Source organism: Achromobacter animicus, from assembly GCF_040775605.1.
Lineage (GTDB): Bacteria > Pseudomonadota > Gammaproteobacteria > Burkholderiales > Burkholderiaceae_B > Achromobacter > Achromobacter animicus.
Window position 1 is genome coordinate 6,002,054 of record NZ_JAYGJK010000001.1, and the last position, 23,609, is coordinate 6,025,662.

The 23,609-nt window shown below is 66.4% G+C and carries 22 protein-coding genes; 7 read left to right on the plus strand and 15 right to left on the minus strand.

What is annotated here, in order from left to right:
• Positions 1–2: 2 nt before the first annotated feature.
• From AB3147_RS27455 to AB3147_RS27465, 3 genes are read left to right on the plus strand one after another with little or no spacing between them, the layout of a single operon-like run.
• Positions 3–854, plus strand: a complete 852-nt coding sequence (locus AB3147_RS27455; protein ID WP_367353462.1) for a biotin--[acetyl-CoA-carboxylase] ligase — start codon at positions 3–5, stop codon at positions 852–854.
• Positions 851–1,657 (plus strand): type III pantothenate kinase, encoded by an 807-nt coding sequence (locus AB3147_RS27460; protein ID WP_175124875.1) that lies wholly within the window; start codon positions 851–853, stop codon positions 1,655–1,657. Before AB3147_RS27455 ends, AB3147_RS27460 begins: the two co-directional genes overlap by 4 nt.
• 12 nt (positions 1,658–1,669) lie before the next feature.
• A complete protein-coding gene (locus tag AB3147_RS27465; protein ID WP_175124874.1) occupies positions 1,670–1,834 on the plus strand; it encodes a hypothetical protein in 165 nt (54 codons plus the stop codon).
• Here AB3147_RS27465 and AB3147_RS27470 read toward each other — a convergent pair.
• The 3 genes from AB3147_RS27470 to AB3147_RS27480 all read right to left on the minus strand — a co-directional run bounded on the left by AB3147_RS27470 (position 1,831) and on the right by AB3147_RS27480 (position 5,420).
• Positions 1,831–3,120 carry a 3-deoxy-D-manno-octulosonic acid transferase gene (locus tag AB3147_RS27470; protein ID WP_218342525.1) on the minus strand — a complete coding sequence of 430 codons (1,290 nt, stop codon included), beginning with the start codon at positions 3,118–3,120 and terminating at the stop codon, positions 1,831–1,833. The two genes, AB3147_RS27465 and AB3147_RS27470, sit on opposite strands and share 4 nt — an antisense overlap.
• A 1-nt stretch (position 3,121) precedes the next feature.
• On the minus strand, positions 3,122–4,159 hold the full coding sequence (waaC, locus tag AB3147_RS27475; RefSeq protein WP_175136889.1) for a lipopolysaccharide heptosyltransferase I: 1,038 nt from the start codon (positions 4,157–4,159) through the stop codon (positions 3,122–3,124).
• Between the two features lie 157 nt (positions 4,160–4,316).
• A complete protein-coding gene (locus tag AB3147_RS27480; RefSeq protein ID WP_218342524.1) occupies positions 4,317–5,420 on the minus strand; it encodes an MraY family glycosyltransferase in 1,104 nt (367 codons plus the stop codon).
• Positions 5,421–5,656: 236 nt separating this feature from the next.
• Here AB3147_RS27480 and pgi point away from each other — a divergent pair, with 236 nt between their 5' ends.
• From pgi to AB3147_RS27500, 4 genes are all read left to right on the plus strand, one after another.
• Entirely contained in the window at positions 5,657–7,249 is a 1,593-nt protein-coding gene (gene pgi, locus AB3147_RS27485) for a glucose-6-phosphate isomerase (protein ID WP_367353463.1), read from the plus strand.
• Positions 7,250–7,341: 92 nt separating this feature from the next.
• Entirely contained in the window at positions 7,342–7,911 is a 570-nt protein-coding gene (locus AB3147_RS27490; RefSeq protein ID WP_175136892.1) for an SRPBCC family protein, read from the plus strand.
• A gap of 99 nt (positions 7,912–8,010) precedes the next feature.
• The gene (locus AB3147_RS27495; protein WP_191577564.1) at positions 8,011–9,363 is read left to right on the plus strand and encodes an MFS transporter; all 1,353 of its coding nucleotides are present in this window, start codon (positions 8,011–8,013) and stop codon (positions 9,361–9,363) included.
• A gap of 21 nt (positions 9,364–9,384) precedes the next feature.
• Positions 9,385–10,254 (plus strand): DMT family transporter, encoded by an 870-nt coding sequence (locus tag AB3147_RS27500; RefSeq protein WP_218342522.1) that lies wholly within the window; start codon positions 9,385–9,387, stop codon positions 10,252–10,254.
• Between the two features lie 10 nt (positions 10,255–10,264).
• Here the strand turns inward: AB3147_RS27500 and clsB are convergent, their stop codons facing one another.
• The 12 genes from clsB to AB3147_RS27560 form a co-directional block, all read right to left on the minus strand.
• On the minus strand, positions 10,265–11,476 hold the full coding sequence (gene clsB, locus AB3147_RS27505) for a cardiolipin synthase ClsB (protein ID WP_175136895.1): 1,212 nt from the start codon (positions 11,474–11,476) through the stop codon (positions 10,265–10,267).
• Positions 11,473–12,339, minus strand: coding sequence for an endonuclease/exonuclease/phosphatase family protein (locus AB3147_RS27510; RefSeq protein WP_175124739.1), 867 nt, complete (start codon positions 12,337–12,339; stop codon positions 11,473–11,475). Before AB3147_RS27510 ends, clsB begins: the two co-directional genes overlap by 4 nt.
• Before the next feature lie 306 nt (positions 12,340–12,645).
• Complete coding sequence (gene aspS, locus AB3147_RS27515; RefSeq protein WP_175124740.1) at positions 12,646–14,433, minus strand: aspartate--tRNA ligase; 1,788 nt, start codon at positions 14,431–14,433, stop codon at positions 12,646–12,648.
• 36 nt (positions 14,434–14,469) lie between these two features.
• On the minus strand, positions 14,470–15,135 hold the full coding sequence (locus AB3147_RS27520) for a DUF502 domain-containing protein (RefSeq protein ID WP_370632979.1): 666 nt from the start codon (positions 15,133–15,135) through the stop codon (positions 14,470–14,472).
• Between the two features lie 17 nt (positions 15,136–15,152).
• The gene (locus AB3147_RS27525; protein WP_218342520.1) at positions 15,153–15,488 is read right to left on the minus strand and encodes an FmdB family zinc ribbon protein; all 336 of its coding nucleotides are present in this window, start codon (positions 15,486–15,488) and stop codon (positions 15,153–15,155) included.
• Between the two features lie 205 nt (positions 15,489–15,693).
• Positions 15,694–16,977, minus strand: coding sequence for a putative Na+/H+ antiporter (locus AB3147_RS27530; protein ID WP_286891842.1), 1,284 nt, complete (start codon positions 16,975–16,977; stop codon positions 15,694–15,696).
• A 124-nt stretch (positions 16,978–17,101) separates the two neighbouring features.
• Positions 17,102–17,998, minus strand: coding sequence for a DUF6999 family protein (locus AB3147_RS27535; RefSeq protein WP_175124744.1), 897 nt, complete (start codon positions 17,996–17,998; stop codon positions 17,102–17,104).
• Complete coding sequence (locus AB3147_RS27540) at positions 17,995–19,935, minus strand: iron-containing redox enzyme family protein (protein WP_367353464.1); 1,941 nt, start codon at positions 19,933–19,935, stop codon at positions 17,995–17,997. Before AB3147_RS27540 ends, AB3147_RS27535 begins: the two co-directional genes overlap by 4 nt.
• A 36-nt stretch (positions 19,936–19,971) precedes the next feature.
• On the minus strand, positions 19,972–20,898 hold the full coding sequence (locus AB3147_RS27545; RefSeq protein ID WP_239216020.1) for a fatty acid desaturase: 927 nt from the start codon (positions 20,896–20,898) through the stop codon (positions 19,972–19,974).
• Positions 20,898–21,683, minus strand: a complete 786-nt coding sequence (locus AB3147_RS27550) for a sterol desaturase family protein (RefSeq protein WP_175136899.1) — start codon at positions 21,681–21,683, stop codon at positions 20,898–20,900. The genes AB3147_RS27545 and AB3147_RS27550 overlap by 1 nt, the downstream gene beginning before the upstream one ends.
• A 101-nt stretch (positions 21,684–21,784) precedes the next feature.
• A complete protein-coding gene (dapA, locus tag AB3147_RS27555) occupies positions 21,785–22,699 on the minus strand; it encodes a 4-hydroxy-tetrahydrodipicolinate synthase (protein ID WP_367353465.1) in 915 nt (304 codons plus the stop codon).
• Between the two features lie 341 nt (positions 22,700–23,040).
• A complete protein-coding gene (locus AB3147_RS27560; protein WP_367353466.1) occupies positions 23,041–23,526 on the minus strand; it encodes a GAF domain-containing protein in 486 nt (161 codons plus the stop codon).
• Positions 23,527–23,609 lie beyond the last annotated feature (83 nt).

Here is a 23,609-nt window from a genome sequence, read left to right on the forward strand (position 1 = left end):
CCATGCCCGCCCCCGTTTGCCCCATCGACCTCCCCGCCCCGGAAACGCTTGCCCGGACGCTGGCGCAGCGCCTGCCCGCCTTCCAGGACGTCACCTGGACCGGCAGCACCGGATCGACCAATGCCGACCTGCTCGCGCGCGCGCGCACCGGTGCCGGCGCGGGCAAGCCCTGGCTGCTGGGCACGCATCAGCAGGACGCCGGCCGCGGCCGCGCGGGCCGCCCGTGGCAGAACCGCTCGGGCTCCACGCTGATGTTCTCGTGCGCCTTTGACGTGCACCTGCCCGCCATGCAGCTGGCGGCACTATCGCCGCTTGCCGGCGTGGCCGCCTGCGAAGCGCTGCGCACCGTCGCCGGGCCGGGTTCGCATGGCCTGTGCATGAAATGGCCCAACGACATTCAATGGCACGACGCCAAGCTGGCGGGCATCCTTGTCGAGACTACCCGCAATCCGGGCGGCCGCGACACCGGCTACACCGTGGTGATCGGCATGGGCGTCAATCTTGCCGATGCGGCCGAACTGTCGGTGGCGCTGGGCCGCGAGATTGCGGACTGGACGCAGGTGCAGGCCGGCGCAGAGCGCGCCGCCGTGGCCGCAGACCTGATCTGCGCCAGCGCCGCGGCGTGGCACGAGGCGGTCCGCACACTTGAACGCGACGGCTTCGGCGCATTCCGGCAGCGCTTCGACCAGGTGGACGCGCTGGCGGGCCGCAAGGTGAACGTGCTGGACAAGGGCGCTATTCTTTTAAGCGGCACCGCCTGTGGCGTGGACGAGCAAGGCCGCCTGCTGGTGCAAACGCCCGAGGGCGCCACACCGATCTCGGTCGGTGAAATTTCGATTCGACGCCAAGCATGATTATTCTCATCGACTCCGGCAACAGCCGCCTCAAAGTGGGTTGGCTGGACGCCACCAATCCGGACATGCCGCGCGAGCCCGCGGCCGTCGCCTTCGACGGCCTGGACCTGAACGCGCTGGATGACTGGCTTGCCGCCCTGCCCCGGCCGCCGCGGCGCGCGCTGGGCGTGAATGTCGCTGGCGCGGCCCGCGGCGACGCCATCGCGACCATCCTGCAAAAGCACGGCTGCACCGTCAACTGGTCGCCATCGCAGGCAACGACGCTGGGCCTGGTCAACAGCTATCGCACGCCCACGCAGCTGGGCGCCGACCGCTGGGCCTCGCTGCTCGGCGTGCTGTCGCGCCTGCCCGGCACCCACCCGCCGTTCGTGCTGGCCAGCTTCGGCACCGCCACCACCATCGACACCGTCGGACCGGACAACGTCTTTGCGGGCGGCCTGATCCTGCCCGGCCCGGCCATGATGCGCACGTCGCTTGCCCACGGCACGGCCAACCTGCCCATCGCCAACGGCCAGGTCGTGCCCTATCCCACGGACACGCACGAGGCCATCGCCTCCGGCATCGCCGCTGCGCAGGCCGGCGCGGTCGTGCGCCAATGGCTGGCGGGCCGCCAGCGCTACGGCCAGACCCCGCAGATCTACGCGGCCGGCGGCGGCTGGCCCGAAGTGCACCAGGAAATCGAACGGCTGCTAGCCGACGCGGGCGGGGCATTCGGCGCCACGCCGGTTCCCGTTTACCTGGACCACCCGGTCCTGGACGGATTGGCCGCCGTAGCGCGCGCCACCTTGAACACCACTCCCTGACGAAGGTCCGGCATGCGCGTGCTCTTCATCCTGATCCTGTTGGCGAATCTGGGCGTCTATGCGCTGGGACAAGGCTGGCTGGGCGCCCGGCCCGAAGACGAAGGCCGCGATGGGCGGCGATTCAGCCAGGAATTGAATCCGGGCGCGGTGACGTTGGCGCCGCGTAAAACGCCTTAACGGCCCGGCGACGCTCCGTCCAGCCAGGGTCCCAACGCATCCATCGTCCGTCCGGTGGCGCCCGCATGCTGGTCGAACCAAGCCCGCGCGGCCTTGCTCGCCAGCTGCCTGCGCGGCGTGTCCCGCAGCAGCGCGATTGCCGCGTGCACTGCCTGCGCCGGATCCTCGGCGCGCAGCGCGGCGCCGGCCTCGATGGCGTCTTCCGCCGCCTGCTTGAAATTGAACGTGTGCGGCCCGACGATGACGGGCACGCCCGCCGCGCAGGCTTCGATCAGGTTCTGGCCACCCAGCGGCGCAAAGCTGCCCGCCACGATCGCTACATCCGAAGCTGCGTAATAAAACGCCATCTCGCCCAGCGAATCCCCAAGCAGCACGGCGGCGTCCGGTGGCGCAAGCGTGCCTTCCGAACGGCGCACAAAACCGACTTTCGCGTCCGACAGCAGGCGCGCAGCTTCTTCAAAGCGCTGGGGATGACGTGGGATCAACAAAAAAAGCGGCGCGCCCGGCGCTGCGGCCTGACGCTTGATCGCCTCGATGAACGGCGCGTCCTCGCCCTCGCGCGTGCTGGCAACCGCAACCACCTGGCGCCCGAGCTGTGCCCGCCACGCGCGTCCCGCCTCTACCTGAGCGGGCGGCAGCACCAGATCGAACTTGAGGTTGCCGGTCACGACGGCCGCCGGCGCACCCGCCTCGGCCAGCCGCCCGGCATCCTCCGCCGTCTGCGCCAACACCATGTCCAGCCCGGCCAGGGCCTCGCGCATCACGCTGCCCATCCGGCGCGCCTGGCGCAGCGACGACGCGGAATAACGCGCGCTGACCAGCGCCATGGGCACCCGTGCCTGCCGCGCAGCGGCCAGCAGGTTCGGCCAGATCTCGCGTTCCATCAAGAGGCCGCAGCGCGGCCGGTGCGCCGCCAGGAAGCGGCGGGTCGCGCCCGGAAAATCGTAGGGCAGCCAGACCTGCCGCAGTTGCCCCCGCGCGATGGCATCCTGGAACAGGCGCTCGCCCTCCGCGCGGCCGGTCGCCGTCGTGTGCGTGAGCAACACCGGCAGGCCGCGCGCCAGCAGTGCGTTCAAGAGCGGCAGGGCGGCTCGCGTCTCGCCCAGACTGACGGCATGCATCCAGACCGGGTTGTCCGGCAGCACGGTGGCCGGATCAGGGCGCCCAAAGCGTTCGGGAGAGAAGATTTCCCAGCGGCCCCCGGCGCGCTTGGCGCGGCGGGCCATCCATAGCCAGATCAGCGGCGCGAGCGCCCGAAGCCCCAGCGTGTAGACGCCGCGGTTCATGTCACTGCGCGGCGAGCGCCTGCTCGACCGACGCCATGACGGCCTCGCGCGACGGCGAGGCGCCGCGGTCGCCGAGGCTGGCGGTGTAGTTGGACCCGACCAGGGGGGTGCGCACGGGCGTGGAAGCCCGGTAGATGCCGATCGTGGGACGGCCCAGCGCGGCTGAGAGGTGCGTCAGGCCGCTGTCCAGGCCCACCATCAGGCGGGCGCCGGCCAGCAGCTTGGCCACGGCGGACAGATCCATGCGGGGCATGACCTCGGCCCCCTCCATGCCGGCCACCAGCAGCTGGGCGCGCTCGGCTTCCTGTTCGTTGCCGGCCAGCAGCTTCAACGTGCAGCCGGCCTCGCGCAGGCGGCGGAACACCACGCGCCAGTCTTCCTCGGGCCAGAGTTTGTCGTCACGGCTGGCCGACGGCATGATCACCGCATAGCCGCGGTCAGTGTCCAGATGATGCAGCCGCGGCAGCTCGGCGGCGTTCAGACCGCCGCTGCCGACTTCAACGACCGGCTCGGGTGCCTGGGTCGCCTGGCGCGCAAACGCCTGCAAGCCGAAATCGGGCAAGCCGGCGTGCTGATAGCCGAACGTCAGCCCGGCCAGCTTGCGCTGACGGATCACCGCGGGCTGCCAGAACTCGACGCGATGACGCACGTTGTAGAACAGCGAGGCCAGCGGCTCGCGCGCGGACCGCCAGTCCAGCCCATGCTTGACGCCCTGCGTCTGACGCACCAGCCACGCCGATTTCAGCAGGGCCTGCATGTCCAGGACCACGTCGTAGCGCACTGCCCGCAGGCGCTCGCGCAGCGCGCGCCGCTCGGCGCGCACTTGGGCAGACCACCACGACTTACGCCAGCGCCGATGCGCGACCTTGATGATTTCGTTGACGGCGGGATGCCACGACGGGATCTCGGCGAAGGCTTCCTCGACGACCCAGTCGATCTGCGCGTCCGGCACGTGCCGGGCGATATCCGTGATCGCAGGCAGCATGTGGACGAGGTCGCCCAGGGAGGACGTGCGAACGATGAGAATTCGTGTGGGCATGGACAAGGATTGGTGCAGGGAGCCGCGCTCGACCCGATGAGAGCAGACACCGATCAACGCAGCCGGAACTTTACATCAACAATGGCAATTGCTGCGCACGCCAGCGCATCCTTTGTCGTGCCGTTCCGGGCAAGCTGCGGCAGACACCAAATCGGGATTATGACCGCTTCTTTTTCTTCAAGATCATCCACTTTGGCATTCGGAACAAAACTAGGCGGCGGTACAACACGACATACGTCGTCGAGAAAACACCCGTAAACAGCATCAGCAGCCAGGGATTCTGCCAAAAAAGCACCGCGGGGATAACTGCCAGCGACGAGAGCAGCCACAGGTACGGCGACGTCATTGAATTACGTTGCGTCTGATGCCGCATTTCACGCGAACCGATGGCCCAGCGGACCAGGCGTTTGTAGATCAGCATATGCAAGTGCACGCCATCCGGCGCGCCTGGCGAGCGCCCCCGGAGGAATTTCTTGCGGTAGATGGAGAAGAGCGTCTCGAACACCGGATAGATGCACAACAGCAGGGGGAACCAGGCGGAGACGTAGGGATGCCGCGCGAGCATCAATACGGACAGTTCACCGATGATGAATCCGAGGAGATATGCGCCACCATCACCAAGGAAAATATGGCCGTGCGGAAAATTCCAGACCAGGAAGCCGATGACGGCGCCCAAGGTGCTCAAGGCAACAATTAGAAGGAAGCGGTCACCCAGGTAAAACGATACGTACGCAAAACCGGCCAATATCATTGCGGACACCACGGCGGCCAAGCCGTTATATCCGTCGATAATATTTATCGCATTGGCGGCGCCGCCGATGGCGACGGAAGTAAATACCAGCGAAATCACCCCGAATTGCAGCAGCCAGTCCACGCCGATAATGTCGACACGCGTCACTTCAGCGCCCAGTAGATAAAACGCTGCAGCACCCGAGAGCATCGCAAGTCCCAGCCGGACAAGCACGCGCACCCGTTTGGTCAGGTCCTCGGCAAACCCGCCCAAAAAAGCAGGCATGCCTGCCGCGATCAACAGAACAAAACTCGGAAGCACATCGGGTTCGCGCACGGCGACCAATGCACAGGTCACACCGGAAGCGACGAGCAGGGACAAGCCACCGATGCGCGGCACTGGGGCCGCATGGTACTTCTGCACTCCTTCCAGGTCGTGATCGGCCGTCAGACCAAGGTGCCAGGAGCGGTAGCGAACGATCAGCAAGGTCGAAATGAGCGAAACCAGGAACGCTACGAGTACGTACAGCATGGAAGGGCGCCTAAAAAGTTAGGCGGATTGTAGCGTCAGACGCATTTGTGTAATGAACATAAGATCGGCAGGTTTACAAATGGACGGATACGTTGTTCCAAAAATTAAATGGGGCACGCATCGACAACAGCCAAACGGCTAAACTGCGGACCTTTTCCGAACGGCAAGAAAAGTTCGGATGATGATTCCGGTCATCCGCTGCCTCGATTCCAGCATCAAGACGTATTCTCGAAAATATGCATCCTTTCAAGCCCGCTGAACACGCAAGCCTGCTGCAACTGCCCGAATGGAAGGCATTTTCCGAAGCCGTCCTGGAAGGCGCGTTTTGCACTGACGCGCTGCGCCTCGTGCAGGCTGCCGACCTGACCGTTGACTTGAGCGCGCATGTCGACTCGCCCGCCGCGCGGCAGACCGGCGCCGCCCTGCTCCACGCACGCGGCTTCGACACCGCGCGCAAGGCCTTGCTGGCGGGCGAGCCTGTCAACATGACCGAGGATCGGGCTGCGTGGCACACGATGCTGCGCGCGCGTCAGCCTATCGCGGAAGTCGCCCACGAACACCAGCGCGTGCGCGACTTCGTGCAGGACGCTGATGCGCACGGCAAATGGAAGTCCATCATCCATATCGGCATCGGCGGCAGTGACTGGGGCGTGCGCCTGGCCACAGACGCGTGCGGTGGCTACGGCTGCCGCCGTGACCTCAAGTTCGTCGCCAATATCGACGGCCACGCGATCGAGGACGCAGTCCTGGGCATGGACCCCCGTGAAACGCTCGTGGTGGTGACGTCCAAGTCGTTCACGACGGCCGAGACGCTGGCGAACCTGCGGCGCGCGGTGCAGTGGCTGGCCGATGCGGGCATAGAGAATCCTTACGACCATGTGGTCGCCATCACTGCCAAGCCGGCGGCGGCGGCCAAGATCGGCATTCCCGAAAACCAGACCTTCCAATTCTGGGACTGGGTGGGGGGCCGCTACTCGCTTTGGTCGGCTGTCGGCCTGCCGGTTGCGCTGGCCGTGGGCCTGGACGTGATCGAGGGCATCCGCGCCGGCGCCGCCGCGATGGACGATCACTTCGCCCAGGCCGACATCGCCGACAACGCCCCGGTGCAGCTCGCGCTGGCCGGCATCGCCAACCGCAGCGTGCTCGGCTACGGCTCACTGAGCATTGCCGCCTACGACGCCCGCCTGCAATACCTGGCCCCCTATCTGCAGCAGCTCGACATGGAGTCGCTCGGCAAATCCGTGGATATTGCCGGCCGGCCCGTGGGCGTGCCCACCGGTCCTTCGGTGTGGGGCATGCCGGGCACGGACGGGCAGCACACGTTCTTCCAGTGGCTGCACCAAGGCACGGACGGCGCGGCGGTCGATTTCATCATGTGCCGCGAAGCCGACCATCAATGGGTCGAGGAACACGCCATGCTGCTGGCCAATTGCCTCGCGCAGCGCCAGACGTTGCTGCGGGGCACATCGATCGACGCGGATGAGGCGGCGCTGAAGGCGCAAGGTATGCCGGAAGCCGATGCGCAATGGCTTGCCCGCCACCGCCACCATCAGGGCGGCCGGCCCTCGACGTTGATCGTGCTTCCACGCCTGACGCCCGAGGCGCTCGGCGCCTTGCTCGCGCTTTACGAGCACAAGGTCTTCGTGCAAGCGCTGGTCTGGGGCATCAACCCCTTCGATCAATGGGGTGTCGAAGCCGGCAAGAAGATGGCCAGCGGCATCCTGCGCGAACTCCATGGCGAACCGCAGGCGCCGTCGCACGACCAATCCACTCGGCACTGGATCTCGCTGCTGGCAGGCGACCGGCAGGACCGCGACAACCACTATTGACCGCTTGGCCTGGCAGGGTTTTGTCCCCGAGATAGCCAAACCCGCCTTTTGGGCACAGAATGCACATAAAGCGTTTCTACAAGGAGACAGCCATGCGCATTGCCGATGCCCAATGGATTCCTTCGACGCAGCACCAGACATGGGATGCGTTGACCGACCCGCGAGTGTTACAGAAATGCATTCCCGGGTGTGTCGAAGTCGCCATGCGCAGCCCGACCGAATATGCGGTCACGCTGCGCGCCAAGATCGCCGGCATCGACACCGACTACGAAGGCGAGATCCTGCTCTCCGACATGAACGCCCCCGACAGCTGCACGCTGGTGTTCGAAGGCAAGGGGCGCGCCGCCTGCCTGGCGATCGGCACGGCGCAGATCAATCTGACCACCAAGGACCAAGGCACCCGCGTGGCCTACACGGTGGCCGGCATGGCGGGCGGCAAGCTGGGCGAATGCGGAGAAGGCGTTCTCTTGAAGGCCGGCGAGAAGATCATCGAGAAGTTCTTCGCTTCCTTCATCGACCACATGGCGGCACAGCCGCGGATCGCGCCCCCTCCCCCGCCTCCCGAACCAGAAGCGCGCGGCCTTTCGAATTCACGCTGGTCCTGGATGCTGGTCGTGCTGGTCATCGCGGTTTTCTGGGGATACCACACGTTTTACAAGTGATAACCCTAGGGTGCCGGTGATATCCTTGACGGCATGAATCCGCCGCCGACGCCCCCGCAGCCAGCCACTGATCCCACACGCTCACGTCGGGACCTGCTGATGGCGATGGCAGGCGTGTCGGCCACCGTGGTGCTTGCCGCCCTGGATTCCACCATCATCAGCACCACCCTGCCACGCGTGGCCGAGGCGCTGAACGGCATGGCGCTCTACGCCTGGGTCGGCACGGGCTATCTGCTGGCCACTGCGGCCTCCATCCTGATCTTCGGCCGGCTGGGCGACATGTTCGGCCGCAAGCCCTTGATGCTGGTGTCGGTGCTGATCATCGCGCTGGGCTCCATCGCCTGCGGCCTGGCGCAATCCATGACCCAACTCATCGTGTTCCGCACCCTGCAGGGGGTGGGCGGCGGCATGATGATCGCCACGGCATTCGCCGCGCCCGCGGATCTGTTTCCCGACGCCAAGCAGCGGGTCAGATGGATGGCGCTGGTGTCCGCGGCCTTTGCCATGGCCAGCGGCATCGGCCCGGTGCTGGGCGGGGCGGCCACGCAGGCGTTGGGGTGGCGCGCGGCGTTCTTCATCACGCCGATCGCGGCGGCGGCCGCCTTCTTCCTGTTGGCGCGCTATTTCCCGCGCATCCGGCCCATTCACGACGGCAGCCGCAAGATCGACTGGGTGGGCGCCATTCTGCTCGTGCTGGCCGTGGGCGCGCCGCTGGCCGCGCTGGAGCTTGCTTTCGCCAGCGGCGAACACGCGCACCCGATGCTCGGCCTGACGCTGGCGCTGGTCGGCGCTGCCGCCATTGCCATCCTGATTCCGACCGAACGCCGCGTGAAGTCGCCGATCTTCCCGCTGCGCGTGCTGTCCGGCCGCGACCCGCGCCTCTTGAACGTGGCAGCAATGATGGTGGGCGCGGTGATGTTCATCCTGATCTTCTACAGCCCGCTGCTGTTGCAGCAGGTGCTGGGCTACACGCCCAGCCAGGCGGGCCTGCTGCTGACGCCGCTCGTGGCCGCGATCTCGGTCGGCAGCATCATCAACGGCCGCATGTTTCCCAAGCAGACCGAGCCGCAGCGGCTGATGGTGTTCGGCGGCGGCCTGCTGGCCGCAGGTTCGCTGATGGTGCTGCTGATTTCACCGGGCACGTCGGCGTGGTGGATCCTGTCCGCCTTTTTCGTCAACGGCTGCGCGCTGGGCTTTCTGTTGCCCAACCTGACGCTCTTCATGCAGATGCTGAGCGAGCGGCGCGACGTGGGCGTGGCCTCGGCGCTGGTGCAGACCACGCGCGCCATCGGCAGCGCGCTGGGCACTGCCGTGGTCGGCATTCTGATTTCGCACAGCACGGTGCTTTCCGGCGTGCGGACCGGGCTGATCCTGTGTATCGTCCTGTCCCTGACCTGCGCGCTGCTGGCGCACCGGGTGAAGATGAAGAATCTGGTCACGAACCGGAAATAAGGCGTACGCCCGAGACAAATCATGCGTCAACGCAATCTGATGGATTTGCTGCTTCTGGCCGCCGTCTGGGGCGGCTCTTTTCTGTTCATGCGCGTGGCGGTCAAGGAGTTCGGACCCATCGCACTGATCGAGCTGCGCGTCGGACTTGCCGCCCTGTTCTTGCTGCCGGCCGCGATGTGGCGCGGCAAGCTGCCGATCATCGGACGCCACTGGAAGGCGTTGCTGGTGGTCGGCACCCTCAATGCCGCCGTGCCCTTTCTGCTTTACGCCTATGCCGCACAGTCCCTGGGCGCCGGCTTCCTGTCGGTGGCCAATGCGGTGACGCCCGTGTGGGGCGCCGTTGTGGGGTGGCTGTGGCTCAAGGACAGGCTCCCGTGGATGCGGTCGCTGGGGCTGTTCATCGGCTTGATCGGCATCGTCGTGCTGGTCTGGGACAAGCTGAATTTCCAGGATGGCGGCACAGGCCCCGCCGTCCTCGCTGCCGTATCGGCGCCGGTCTTCTACGGCATCGCGGCCAACTGGACAAAGCGTTTCCTGACAGGTGTGGACGCGCTGGCAAGCGCCACGGGCAGCATGATCGCCGCGTCGCTCGTGCTGTTGCCGCTGGCCATTCCGGCTTGGCCGGAGACGCCGGCATCGGCGCCCGCGTGGATCTCCACCATACTGCTGGCGGTGGTCTGCACCGGTGCGGCTTACATCATCTTCTTCCGGCTGATCGCCAATGTGGGTCCCACTGCGGCCGTGAGCGTGACGTTCCTCGTGCCGATATTCGGCGTGGTCTGGGGCGCAACGCTGCTGGATGAAGCCGTGACGCCGTCCATCGCGATTGGCGCGGCCATCATCCTGGTGGGAACGGCGCTGGCGCTGGGGCTTCTCAAACCCCGTACTTGAGCACCCGCGTTCAGTACTTGTCCGACGTGCCCGTGAACGCCACGCCGATCCGCAGCAACGCATAAGACGCCGCATCGATCCACCGCCGCACGAAACCCCGGCGCTGGTAATCCAGCGGCCGGATGAAGCGTCCGCCCTCGCGGATGGCGGTTTCCAGGCGCTCCTGCAGGTCCCAGGCGAACGGCTGGCTGTCGACCACGACATTGGCCTCGCGCGCCAGCAGCAGGCTGAAGGGGTCGAGGTTCGATGACCCCACCGTCGCCACGTTGTCGATCACCGCGACCTTCGCGTGCAGGTAGCTCGGCATGTACTCGTAGATCTCGATGCCGTCGCGCAGCAGCTTGTCATACAGCGAACGCGTGGCGTGATACTGCATCCGGTATTCGACCTTGCCCTGCAACAGCAGCCGCACGCGCACGCCGCGGGCGGCGGCCTTGGCCAGCGCGCGGCGAAAGCGCACGCCCGGAAAGAAGTAGGCATTGGCGATCAGGATGTCGCGCCGCGCGCGCGAGATGCCGAACAGATAGGCACGCTCGAATGTCCTGCGAAAGCGCAGGTTGTCGCGCAGCACCAGCGCGGCGCGCAGCATGCCGCCAGGCGGCGCAGGAACATCGCGCGGCTTGAGCAGCTGCAACCGATGCCAGTCGCGCGGATGGCGCCGCAGGCGCGCCCAGTTCAGGCGCACCCACAGGAGATCCTGCGCATGGGCCGCCTGCGTGACGAGCGGGCCCTCGACCTGCACGGCGAAGTCGAAACGCGGACCGGTCAGGCCGTCGGTGGGATCCAGGTCATCGTAGTCGTCGATGACGTTGATGCCGCCGATGAAGGCCATGCGGCCATCGATGATGGTGACCTTGCGATGCAGGCGCCGCAGGCGGCTGCGCGATGGCACGAAACGCGCAAACCAGCGCGGCTCGGGCCGGAAGATGCGGCACTGCGCGCCCGCATTGGTCAGCGCAACGCGCACGCGCTCTCCGTGCAACGCGCTGCCAAAGCCATCCAGGACCACGCGTACCTTGACGCCGCGACGCGCGGCCGCCGACAGGCACTCCAGCACCTTCGTGCCGGTGCGGTCGAGCATGAAGATGTAGGTTTCCAGGTGCACGCTGACCGTGGCCGCGTCGATCGCCGCGCACAGCGCGGGAAAGAAGTCGGCGCCGTTCTGGAGCAGACGGATATCGTTGCCCTGCACCCACTCCAGCCTGTCCTGCTCGTCCTTCACGGGAGTTCCAGCTCCGCGAGCAAGGGCGAATGATCGGACAGCTTGGCCCACTCGCGGCCGCGCAGCACCCGGGCGCTGCGCACGGCAAAGCCCCGCTGGTAGATGCGGTCCAGGCGGAACCACGGGAACACGGCGGGAAACGTGCGCGGCGGCGGCGCCAGCAGCCGGGAGCTGCCGTCCATGCCGAGCTGGTTGTTGCGCTCCATGACCGAGACGCCGCTGCTGGGCAAACCGCGCAGGGCGTTGGACAGCCGCTTGACCGAGTCGCGCAGGCGCGGCAGGTCGCCGCCATGGCTGCGCGGGGCGTGCGAAAACACTTCGTACAGCCCAAGCTGCTGCACGAACATGGGCGCCAGCCGGTCATTCCAGTCGTTGAAATCGCCGGCGATCAGGATGGGCTCGCCGTCGGGCACCATGCGCTTGATGCGCTCGGTCAGCGCCAGGATCTGGCGGCTGCGGCTGCCGGCAAAGAGGCCCAGATGCACCACGAAGCAATGCACCGCCCGATCGCCCACATCGATGCGCGCGTGCAGCAGCCCGCGTTGCTCGAGGCGATGGTCGGAGATGTCGAGATTTTCGTGGTCGAGGATGGGATAACGCGACAGCAGCGCGTTGCCGTGGTCGGTGGCGTGACGGATGGCGTTGCGGCCATAGGCCACATCCAGCCGCAATGCCGCGGCCAGGGATTCGTGCTGGGCGTCGAGCAGCGACTTCTGCTCGTTGCGGCCCTGGACCTCCTGCAGGAAGACCAGGTCGGGGCGCAGGCCATACAGGCCCAGGCGAAGTTCATTCAGGGAGTCGCGCCGGCCTAGTGCCGAACGGCCCTTGTGTATGTTGTAGCTGACGACTCGGATGAGCGACATGGAAGCAATGGCGCCTTTCAAATCTTGGGAACCACCGGCCGGGTCCCGGTAGGTCCTCTGGCCAGCCGCCGCCGTGTTTGGCGGCGTTAGCCAGATTACTCCATTTCAGCCGGGCATTCCCATCTTTGCGGCATGCGGTCACGCCAGACTGACTGATCAGACACTTGAAACCTGCTCATGATTCGGGCGTGGCGCCCAGTGCGGATCGTGCTTCAAGCAGACCGCCGCGGATCCGGCGCTGCCGGTCCGCCAGCGGCCCCCGTGAAGAAGGCCGCCGGGGGGGAGCGCCAACGGCGCTCCGGCGCTTTACGCCTTTTCGACGTTGCGCAGGCGGATGTGCAGCTCGCGCAGTTGCTTCTCGTCGACTTCCGACGGCGCTTGCGTCAGGAGGTCCTGGGCGCGCTGCGTCTTCGGGAAGGCGATCACGTCGCGGATCGATTCGGCGCCGGTCATCATCGTGACGATGCGGTCCAGGCCGAAGGCGATGCCGCCGTGCGGAGGCGCGCCGTACTGCAGCGCGTCCAGCAGGTAGCCGAACTTCTCGCGGGCTTCCTCGGCGCCGATCTTCAGCGCGCGGAACACCTTGCTCTGCACTTCCTCGCGGTGGATACGGACCGAGCCGCCGCCGATTTCCCAGCCGTTCAGGACCATGTCGTAGGCCTTGGCGAACGCCTTGCTGGGATCGGATTCCAGGAAGTCTTCGTGGCCGTCCTTGGGGCTGGTGAACGGGTGGTGGGCAGCGGTGTAGCGGCCGTCTTCCTCGTCGTATTCGAACATCGGGAAGTCCACCACCCACAGCGGCTTCCAGCCGGCCGTGAACAGACCCGTCTTCTTGCCGAACTCGCTGTGGCCGATCTTCACGCGCAGCGCGCCGATGGCGTCGTTGACGACCTTCTCGCGGTCCGCGCCAAAGAAGATGATGTCGCCGTCCTGGGCGCCGGTGCGCTTGACCAGTTCGGCCAGGGCGGCGTCGTGCAGGTTCTTGACGATGGGCGATTGCAGGCCGTCGCGGCCCTTGGCCACTTCGTTGACCTTGATGTAGGCCAGGCCCTTGGCGCCGTAGATGCCGACGAACTGGGTGTAGGCGTCGATCTCGCTGCGCGACATTTCGGCGCCACCGGGCACGCGCAGGGCGACCACGCGGCTGCCGGGCGCCGTAGCGGCGGCGGCAAACACCTTGAAGTCCACGTCGCGCATGACGTCGGTGATATCGGTGAACTCGAGCTGCACACGCAGATCGGGCTTGTCCGAGCCGTAGCGGCGCATCGCTTCGGTCCACGGCATGATCGGGAACGGCGACGGCAGGTCGACGCCCTGCACCACCTTGAACACGTGGCGGATCAGGTTTTCGAAGATTTCACGGATTTCGAATTCGTTCAGGAACGAGGTTTCGCAATCGATCTGGGTGAATTCCGGCTGACGGTCGGCGCGCAGGTCTTCGTCGCGGAAGCACTTGGTGATCTGGTAGTAGCGGTCAAAGCCCGAGACCATCAGCATCTGCTTGAAGAGCTGCGGCGATTGCGGCAGCGCGAAGAAGTGGCCGGCGTTGACACGCGAGGGCACCAGGTAGTCGCGCGCGCCTTCCGGCGTGCTCTTGGCCAGCATCGGCGTTTCGATGTCGATGAAGCCCAGCTCGTCCAGGAACTTGCGGGTTTCGATGGACACGCGGTAGCGCAGCATCAGGTTGCGCTGCATCTGCGGACGGCGCAGGTCCAGCACGCGGTGCGTCAGGCGGGTGGTTTCCGACAGGTTGTCGTCATCCAGCTGGAACGGCGGCGTGACCGACGCGTTCAGGATCTCGACTTCCTTGCAGAGCACTTCGATTTCGCCGGAGGCCAGTTCAGCGTTGGCCGTGCCGGCCGGACGCTCGCGCACCAGGCCGGTGACGCGGACGCAGAATTCATTGCGCAGGCGCTCGGCGGTGGCGAAGGCGGCGTTGTCCGGATCGAACACGATCTGCGCCAGGCCCGCGCGGTCGCGCAGGTCGATGAAGATGACCCCGCCGTGGTCGCGGCGGCGGTTCACCCAGCCGTACAGGGTGACGGTCTGGCCGAGATGGTCACGGCAAACCTGGCCGGTGTAGCAGGTACGCATGCGGGATGACTCCGTTTTGTGCTTGGTGTGTAAGGGTTACGAATCGGCGCGGGGTGCGTCCTGCACGCCCGGCGCCGGAGAGAGCGCAGCCGGCCGGACCACGGGCGTTGCCCCCGGGACCGGGGCGACCACGCCCATGGAAACGATGTACTTCAAGGCCGCGTCCACGCTCATCTGAAGGTCGACGACCTCGGCGCGAGGCACCATCAGGAAAAAGCCGGATGTGGGGTTGGGGGTCGTCGGCACGTACAGGCTGATGTGGTCGCCAGGCAGGCTGGCGGCCACTTCACCGCTGGGCGTGCCGGTGACGAAAGCGATGGTCCAGGCGCCTGCCCGCGGATACTGCACCAGCACCGCGCGGCGAAACGCCTGGCCGTTGGGGGCAAGCACGGTATCGCTGACCTGCTTGACCGAGTTGTAGATGGAACGCACGAGCGGGATGCGGCCCAGCAGGCTTTCCCACTGGTCGACCATGGTGCGGCCGATCAGGTTGGCGGCGAACACGCCCGTCAGAAGCACCACCACGATCACGAGGGCGAAGCGGAAACCGGGAATGTCCAGTCCGAACAGCGATTCGGACGACAGGAAGCCGGGCACGAACCCTTCAAGGGTGGCGACCAGCAGTCCCAGTACCCACACCGTGATGACCAGGGGAACCCAGATCAGCAGCCCGGTGATGAAATACTTCTTGATGACGCGCATCCGCATCGCGATGCGCTCTAGGAAGCGGCGCTGCCGGCAGCAGGCGTCGCCGGGGCGGGGGCTGCGGCAGGCGCGGCAGCCGGCGCGGCGGCGGGCGTGGCGCTTTCAGCGGAGGCCGGGGCGGCGCCCGGGCTGCTGCTGTTGGCGCCGCTGCTGCTGTTGCCGCTGCCGTTGTTACGGAAGTCCGTGACATACCAGCCGGAGCCCTTGAGCTGGAATCCAGCCGCGGTCACCTGCTTGGAAAACGTGCTTTGGCCGCATTCGGGGCAAACCGAAAGCGGCGCGTCGGAAATCTTCTGCAAGACGTCTTTGGCATGGCCGCAGGCGCTGCACTTATAGGCGTAGATGGGCATCGAGGGCTCCCAGGCGCAAGCCCGGCATATCAAATTCCGCCTGCTGCCGCGCGCGGGCGCAAGGCTCGGCGGCTGGGCAAGGCCGGAAAAATACGGGAAAGTCTTGAATTTTAGCGGTTTTTCATAAAGCGTCGGTGTCCGCCCCACCCTGCCGGCCGCAAGCCGGCGCCCGGGGCACGGCCTCCCCGGTGCGGGCGGCCTTTCCCTACACGGGCAGCAGGAACATCACGGCGGCCACCAGGGTCGGTCCCAGGGCGCACAGGAACAGGCGCCCGGACGAAATGCTGCCATCCGGGAAATGGTTCTTCAGGATCGCGAAACCGGCCGGATTGGGCGCGTTGGCGATCACCGTCAACCCGCCGCCCGTGACCGCGCCAGCCACCAGCATGTAGCGCCAGGCCTCGCTGGTGCCTTCCACGAGCGACCCCAGATAGGTGAGCGCCGCGTTGTCGGTGATGGCCGTCAGGGCCGTCGCGCCCCAGAACAGGACGAAGGGCTCCAGCCCGCCAAGCAGTCCCTGCAGCCACCACTTCTGTAATCCACCCAGCACCACGAGACCGGCCAGGAAGAAGCCGACCATCAGGCCCTCCTTGATCATCAGGCGGTCCTGGTGCCGCTTGTAGGCCTCGGAAAAGCCGATGAACATCATCAAAAGGCCCAGGAAGATGGCCGGATGGTGCGCGGTCAGCACGATGGCGACCAGAAACACCAGATGCACCAGGATCACGATGGCGGGCACCGGCGCGCGCTTGCCGGCGCCCTCCGGCGCATCGACGCCGCCGCGCGTGCCCACCGCGCCTTCGAGCAGCGCCTTGCGGCAGATGAACGTCAGCAGGCCCGCATTCAGGCACACCGCCAGCGCCGCGCGCCAGCCGAAGTGCTGCAGCATGAAGGCCGAATCCCAGCCGAACGTGCCCGCCACCATCAGGACGGGCGGCGCGGCGTAGGAGGTCAGCACGCCGCCGATGGACACGTTCACGAACAGCACGCCCAGCGTCAGATACTTGAACCCGGCCCGGCCGCTGCTGCGAAAGTACGCGTCGCGCAGCAGGATGGCGGCCAGCGTCATCGCGGCGGGTTCGGTGATGAACGAGCCGCCCAGCGGCACCAGGGCCATCACCACGAAAAAGGTCGAGAGCTCGCGCGGCATGGGCAGCGCCCGCGCCACGATGCGGACCAGCAACCCCACCAGCTCAAGAATCGGCCGGCTGGCCGCCACCACCATGATGACAAAGACGAACAGCGGCTCCGTGAAGTTGCGCGTGTCCATGTAATCGATGGCGGCCGACGGTCCGGCCAGCGCGGCCATGGTCACGATCAGCGCAAAGGCCCACACGCCGAAGACGGCCTCGACCTCGGAAAACAGATGCCAGAAGCCCGCGTGCGGCCCGCCCCGATGCGCCAGGCGCGCAAAGAAGGGAACCGAAAAGGTGTGGAGGACCGCCACGGCAAACAGGATGGTGGCGATGACCTCTAGCGTCTGGGGCATTTGCGGCAATTCCTATGACGCCCGGCGGAGGGGTGTTCCGGCGGGCTTGTCGGACAAGCGTCGCAATATAGCCCAGCGGCTGGCCGGTGTAACGCAGGGTCAACACTGATCCCTGCCGCCTTTTCTACGCGATCGGGGCCGGCGGTTCGGCGCCCGCCTGGGCCGCCTTCATCTCCATCAGCAGGCTGTGCAGCATCTCGGTGGACAGGCCGTGCAGCACCAGCCGGTAGCCTGCACGCAGCGTAGACATCGGCACCAGCGGATGGCTGTTGTTGACCAGGATCAGGTGCTGCGGCGCGCCCAGCAGCTTGGCCGCATAGATGCCCACGGTCTCATCGAGCTGCAGCGAATTGGCCGCGCGCCAGAAGTCGTTGTCGGTCAGCAGCAGTTGATACAGCGGCGTGAACAGCTCGATGGCGCTTTGCAGGTCCAGGAAGTTCAGCTTGCCTTGCGGCATGTCCTCCAGCCGGATCGGCGGGTCGCGCAGCATGGAAAAGTCCACGGTCTGCGGCGCATGCATCTCCACGCCCGCATCCCGCAGCGCCTGGTTCAGCCGGATGACGAAGTTGAAGAGATTCAGGTCGTGCTTGACGAACAGATCGTCCTTCAGGTCGTCGATCGTCATCGGCTCGAGCGGCGTCGTGGTGATCGGCACCGGCGAGTTCGCCGCGATGAACGCCAGCGCCTGCGCCCCCAGATGAAAATGCCGCAGGATCAGCCAGTTGGCCTCGGGCGACACGAACCGCTTCAAGCCCCATGCCAGGATGCGGTGCAGCACCCGGGAATGCGACCAGCGGCGCGGCAGGAACGTCTTGACGATCTGGATCAGGATGATGAAGGCCCGCGCAAGCGGCCGCAGGAACGGCAACAGGTACTGGCGCGACGCGCAGCTGGAATCCGTCAGCCAGGCCTTCTTGACCTTGTCCGGCAGCGGCGTGCTGCGGTCCAGGTACAACGCGAGCCAGGGGCTGGGATCCGCCGGATCGTGCTCCCGGGCAAGGAATTCGGGCTCCTTGTTCATGCCGCGTCCGCCTCCATCACGTGATGAAACTGCATCAGGTAAAGCGCCGCCGTGCGGCGCGCGGTGTCAACGATGCGCTGCTCGGCGCGGCCGTCCTCGTCGCAATCGAGCGCCAGTTCCACGGCCGACAGCCAGCGCGCCAGATGGTGTTCATCGTTGTGACCGTGGTATTCCAGGAAGCGGAAGGCGTCGGGCGGCAGCTTCAGGCTGGCCTTGAGCAGCGGCAGCAGCGCCGGCACGATGCGCTGCCCCGTGCCTTCGATGATGTAGATGGCGCCCAAAAGACCGATCGGATCGCGCGTGGCGGCCAGGCTGTGCAGGTAGGCATTGAGCGCCTCGCCGCCGGGATTGCGGCGCAGGGCATCAATGCTGTCCACCGTGCCGCCCGCGGTGCGGTAGTCGTCGAACAATATCTGGAAGTCGTTCTGCTCTTCGCCCGCGTGCATGTCGATCAGCGCGGCCAGCGGCGCGTATTGCTCGGTCAGCGACGCAGCGCCTTCGCGCATCCACTTGCTGCCTTCGCGCACCTGCGGAATCCAGTTCTCCATCCACGTCAGGTAATCCGTGGTCTGGAATTGGCGGTTGCGCAGGCGGCGGACCACCGGCGTGCGCCACACGCGCGAGCGGTAGTCGTGCCAGATCGCCGCGAGTTCGGTCAGAAGCTGGCCCAGGCCTTGCGGCGCCATGTCGGGATCGTGCGGCGGCGCGATAGCGTCGGCGTCGGCGGACGCCGCGTCTTCGCGCGCAGCGGCGCCCGGCGTAGCGACGCCCGACACGCCTGCGGCCACCGTCGGCTGGGCGTGCACCGCTTCGGCTTCCAGCAGCATGTAGGCCGCCATGAAGCGCCCGGACTCGGGGATGTAGCAGAAGATCTGTTCGCCCGGCTTGACCTCCCGCGTTTCCAGGAACTCGGCCAGCATGATCATGATGGAGGCAGCGCCCGTGTTGCCGCGCCACGCCAGGTTGCTGAACCAGCGCTCGCGCGGGATCACCAGGCCGGCCTTCTCCATCAGGTCTTCCACGACCGGGATGAATTTTTCCGATGAGTAATGGCACAGGAAGTGATCGACCTGGTCCGGATCCACCCAGCCGTCGCGCACCAGCTTGGCGTACTCGTGAATGCCGATGTCGAACAGATGCGGCAACAGGCGGATGTCCTGGCGCAGCGACAACGCGCCATCGGCCTCGGCCTCGTTCCAGGACGGGTAGTCCAGATGCCCCTTGCTCCGGTCGGCCGACAGCCCCAACTGCATGCACACCGGATAGTCGCCGGAGAACGAGCGCTGATGCACCCACTTCAAGCGCAGGCGCACGCCCTGCGACGCGCCGGGCAGCGGCCGCTGGCCATTTCCCAGCAGCACCGCGCCGGCGCCGTCCGACAGCATCCAGCGCAGGAAATGCGCGTCGAAGTCGGCGTCGTAGCCGCGCGCAGCGAAGCGCGAGCGCTTGAACAGGCGCGACGGCAGTTCGCTGGCCACGGCCAGCGCGCTGGCATGCGCGCCCAACTCGACGCCTTGCGCGGCCGCCTGGATCGCCGACACGCCCGCGGCGCAGATGCCATGCACTGACAGCGTCTCCATCGGCGGCGCGGCCAGCTCGCCCTGGATCATGTTGGAATAGCCCGGCATCAGCGCATCGCCGCCGGACGAACCGCTGGCCAGCATCGACACGGCCGACAGGTCGGTGTCATGGCGCCGCAGGCAATCGCGAATTGCGTTGGCTGCAAGCTGCGCATTCGAGAACACGGTCGCGCCATCCCGATCGATCGCGTAGTAGCGTTGCTTGATGCCGTTCTCGGCCAGGATGCGGCTCTTGATCCGGCTGGACATGCGGTTCAGCGGCGCGATGTAGTCGTCCATGGCTTCGTTGGACACGGGCTCGCCCGGCATGAAATAGCCGGCGCTCTCCAGGTAGACACGATGAAACGCAATGGGCATGACGGATCTCTGGTTGGGAAATGGGGGTGTACGGCGCTAGCGGAGGTGCTCGGGCGCCATGCAGGAACGGCTGCGAAAGCGCGGCACGAAAGCGCCCAGCACGAAGGTGCGGAACATATAGGGCACCAGGCCGCGCTCGTTCAATTCAGCACGCACGCGGCTGCGGTAGTAGTCACGATGCAGGCCGGTCAGCTCGGACCAGTGCGCGCGCGGATGCTCGTGGTGCGCGGTGTGCAGGCCGATGTTGAACAGCAGCGGATTGACCAGCCCCTCGAAATTGCGCGCGTAGTTCAGGCCCGCAACGTGCCGCGGTCCGCCGTCCGCATGCGCGTGCTGCAGATAATTGGTGGCCAGCAGCCAATGCAGGCCGTGCAGCTGCGGCACGATCACGAACACCAGCGCCTTGACCGGGTTCACCGCGATCAGCCCGGCCCACAGGCCCAGCCACGCGCCGTACTGCGCCATGCAATAGCGAAAGGCGCCCGGCCAGTGTCTGCGCAGCCGGCCCAGCCACGCGAAAAACAGGGGATACAGCACCCAGGCCGCTTGCACGGGATGGATGACGTAGCCCCACAAATGGTTGGTGTCGCCGCCAAACCGGTACGTGCGCGCCACATCGCGCTCGCCATGCTTGTAGCGGTGATGATTGGCCACATGGGCCGGATAGAACACGAACGTCGGATGGCCCTGCAGCAGCGTGATCCAGAAGTCGGTGATGCGGTTGGCCCAGCGGCCGCGCCACATCCGGATGTGCGTGTGGTTGTGATGGATGACGCCGATGCCCAGCGTCAGAAACAGCATCAGCGCATAGGCCGGCCACCAGAACCCGTTGAACCACTGCCAGGCCGCCAGCAGGGGCAGCGCAGCCAGATAGGTCAGGCTCTGCCAGTCCCGCCGGTTGCGCAGCGTGGGCAGCGCACGCCGCGGGCCGCTCTGGCCATTCGGGCCGATCCTTGCCGCCACTATGCGGAGCCTCGCAGGCCGGCGCCGGACTCACGCTGCCGATAGGCTTCCAGCTGTCGCTCGGCGGCTTCCGCCCCCAGCCGCGTGCGGAACAGGCGATCCATGAAGGTGAACTGGAAGCCGTAGTTGCCGTTGTAGCAGGCGTGGTGCAGATGGTGCCGGCGGCTGGCGGCGAACCAGTGCGCGTACGAGACCTTGGGAAAGAAATCGTAGTTGGCGTGACCGATGCAATTGAAGAACAGGCTAAAGAGCGGCACCGACAACAACGACCAGAAGCTGAAATCGTGCACCACCATCGGCAGCAGGATCACGTTGCCCAGCATCAGCGCCTCGATGGGATGAAAGCTGTATGTCGAGAACGGCGTGGTCACGACCGAGCGGTGATGGGGCAGGTGAAAGCGGCGCAAGAGCCGCGTGTGCAGCAGCCGGTGGTTGATCCAGAAATGCACGTCGTTCCAGGCCACCAGCGCCAAAATTTCCAGCACGATCTGCTGCCAGCTCGCGTCCGGGTCCAGACGCGCCCACCCTAATTGCAGAAGGCCCCACGGAAAGATCATGCCGGTGCCGAACAACAGGATCGACAGCCCTGACTGCGCCAGCTCGCGGCGCAACTGGCCCGGCGCGAGCGGCCGTGGATCGAGCGGCCGGCCCAGCCCCAGGGCCGGCAGGATGTGCCGGGTCAGCAACCAGGTGGCCGCGCCAAAGACCAGGTAGATGCCGCCGAAGAAGAGCAGCCCCGCCAGCATGACCTGCCAGGCGGACAAGGCTTCAAAAGCTTGGCCCATGAAGGTTTTATGTCACCCCGAAGAATGGCCGCATCATAAGCAATCCGTCAGCTTCCCGGTAGGCGATTTATTACCAATTGAATCCGGACGCCACAAAGCGCTCACGCCGCGCGCAGGGTGACGCCTTGCGCTGGAAACTGGCGGTCCAGCGCGTCCACGGCGGCGCCCAAGCGCGCCGCGAGGGCTTCACTGGCCGGCAGCATGGGCAGGCGCAGTTCGTTCGACAGCAGCCCCTGCCGCGCTAGCTCCGCCTTCAGCGGACCGGGATTGGGCTCGCCGAACACCAGCTGGATCACCGGCGCCAGCGCATGGAACAGCGATCGGGCTTCGTCCAGCCGCTGCGCCCGCACCGCGCGGTGCATCGTCACGAAGAGATCGGGGCGCACGTGCGCGGCCGCGGCGATCATGCCGGTGGCGCCCAGGCACATCGCGGACAGCGATTGCAGATCTTCGCCGGCCAGGACGTTCATCTGCCCATCGCTGATCAGCGCCACCGTCTTGTCCAGCGAGCCGCCGCAATCCTTGATGGCGGCGATGTTGGGATGCGCGGCCAGCGCCCGCAGCGTGGACGTCTCCAGCGTGGTGCCGGTCCGGTACGGAATGTCGTAGAGCACCAGCGGAAAGCGCGAGGCATCGGCCAGGCAGCGAAAGTAGGCCGCGGCCCCTTCCTGGCCCGCCCGCACGTAGTACGGCGCGGGCGCCAGGATGCCGGCCAGGGGACGCGTGCCAAACGCCGTCAGCCGATGCAGCACGTGACCCTGATGATTGCCCGCCAGCCCCATCATGATGGGCAGGTCGCCCGCCTCGGTCAGCACCGTATCCAGCACGGCAAGCTGTTCGGCATCGTCCAGCGCCGCGGCCTCGCCCGTGCTGCCGCAAACGACCAGCCCGTCCACACCTGCGGCCACGTAGTGGCGCACCAGGCGGCGCAGCGCCCCGCCGTCGACATGGCCGCCGGAAAACGGCGTGACCAGCGGCACCCAGACGCCCTGGAACAGAGATTGTTGAGATTGCATGAGAACACTCCTTCGTATGGACCGTTGGGGGACCGTACAGAAGTGCTCGGGAGGTCAGGGGGTGCGCGCGGAGGCGCCAAAGCGCCGCCAGGAGGCCGCTGTTCCGTCGCCCATCTGACGGAACAGCATGCTCCGGTCAGATGAGCGGCTGTTTTTTGGATTTCAGGCCGGCGGCAGCCAGCACCACGCCAAGGGCGCGGAGGTGGCTAGCAGTCTGGTGGGCCTGATGAATCATGGATGAGCGGGACGCGATATGCGGCGGATGCAGAAATCTACCGGGCGGGCGCGGCGGTGTCAACGCGGCGGCGCGCCGTACTGCCGGCCGCGCCGCAGGCAGGCGTTCAGCTGAGCGTCGCCAGGAACACCGCGCACAGCGCCTCCATGCCCTTGCGGTCGTCTTCGTCGAACCGGTCGGGCACGGGGCTGTCCACGTCCCACACGCCGATCAGTTCGCCCTTGTGCACCAACGGCACCACGATTTCCGAACGCGAGGCCGCGTCGCAGGCGATGTGGCCGGGAAAGGCATGCACGTCCGGCACGAGCTGCGTCTGACGCTGGCTGGCGGCCGCGCCGCACACGCCGCGATTGAGCGGAATGCGCACGCACGCGGGCTTGCCCTGGAACGGGCCCAGGACCAGTTCCGCGCCGTCGAAGAAATAAAAGCCCACCCAATTCAGGTCGGGCAGTGCCTGGAACGCCAGCGCGCTCAGGTTGGCGGCGTTGGCGATGCGGTCGGGTTCGCCTTCCAGCAGCGCGCGCGCCTGCATGGTCAGTTCGGCATACAGGGCGGCCTTGGAATCGGCGACGATGGGAGCGGCTTCGAACATGAAAATGTAACTGTACTGGCGGTTATCGATGCAGGTGATTTTAGGGGTTCCACCCGATAAAAGGGCCGGGCTGTTACCGTGTG